The organism is Brevundimonas sp. CURTG3B2_SDJG, from assembly GCF_057364705.1.
This window is the reverse complement of record NZ_JBNFOJ010000533.1, coordinates 1-901: the sequence shown is the minus strand read 5'-3', so window position 1 is coordinate 901 and position 901 is coordinate 1. Positions and strand designations below refer to the sequence as shown.

Here is a 901-nt window from a genome sequence, read left to right as displayed (position 1 = left end):
TTGTATTCGGGACGACATCTTGACCCCCAGAACCTGTCTGATCGTCGATGACAGCCGGATCATCCGGAAGGTCGCCCAACGCCCCCTCGGCCCGCCTGGGCATGCGGGCCGCGGCGCCAGGGACGGCGGCTATCCCAAGCGCTCCGGCGGACCCAAGCCGCGCAACGGCGGCAAGCCCTCGGGCAGGCTTAAGGGCGTCAGGAAGGGCAAGCGGCGCTAGGCGCCGGCGAACAAGATCAGGTTCCCGGAGGGATCGGCCACGATGAAGGTCCGCGCGCCCCAGGGCTCGGTGCGCAGCGCCTGGTGGAAGGCCACGCCGGCGTCGGCGTACTCGGCGTACAGGCTCTCGACGCCGTCGGTCGTCACCGTGGCGGACAACAGCCCCGTCTCCGTCTGCCGGGCGGCCAGCGTGAACACCGGTTCGTCCACATGGCGCAGGTTCAGCTGTGCCCCGCCCCGCGCGACCTGGGCGTAGAAGGCCGGCTCGCCGTAGGTGAAGACGATGCGAAAGCCCAGCGCGCCCGCGTAATGGTCCAGCGCCGCCTGCATGTCGGTGACGAACAGTTGAGGTTCGGCCGTCAGGATCATGGCTCAAACTCCTAAGTGGCGTGTCCGCCGCGCCGCCATGCTATGCCCCGACCGTGAGAACGCCAGACCCCTTCGACGCCGCCCAGGACCTCGCGGACGCGCCCCGCATGGGCGGGCCCCGGCGTCCCGCACGACGCCGCCACCCTGATCCTGACCCGCTCCCGGCCGCGGCCCCGAGTCCTGATGGGCCGTCGCGCGCCCGGCCATGTCTTCATGGCCTCCAATGGGTCTTCCCCGGCGGCCGGGTCGAGCGCTCGGACGGCGGGGCCGGCCTCGCCTTCGGCACCTCCTCCTCGGACGACACCGCCCGGCT

1 protein-coding gene and 1 pseudogene are annotated in these 901 nt (G+C 71.5%); one reads left to right on the top strand and one right to left on the bottom strand.

What is annotated here, in order from left to right; all coding sequences use genetic code 11:
* A pseudogene (locus AC2W7C_RS18505) lies at positions 1-220 on the top strand (hypothetical protein); the annotation flags it as partial.
* Here the strand turns inward: AC2W7C_RS18505 and AC2W7C_RS18500 are convergent.
* Positions 217-588 carry a bleomycin resistance protein gene (locus tag AC2W7C_RS18500; protein WP_486002653.1) on the bottom strand — a complete coding sequence of 124 codons (372 nt, stop codon included), beginning with the start codon at positions 586-588 and terminating at the stop codon, positions 217-219. The pseudogene AC2W7C_RS18505 and the gene AC2W7C_RS18500 sit on opposite strands and share 4 nt — an antisense overlap.
* Positions 589-901: the final 313 nt, after the last annotated feature.

Excerpts from the sequence above, each read along its gene's own strand:
- AC2W7C_RS18500 (WP_486002653.1), bottom strand. The coding sequence starts at position 588 with ATGATCCTGACGGCCGAACCTCAACTGTTCGTCACCGACATGCAGGCG.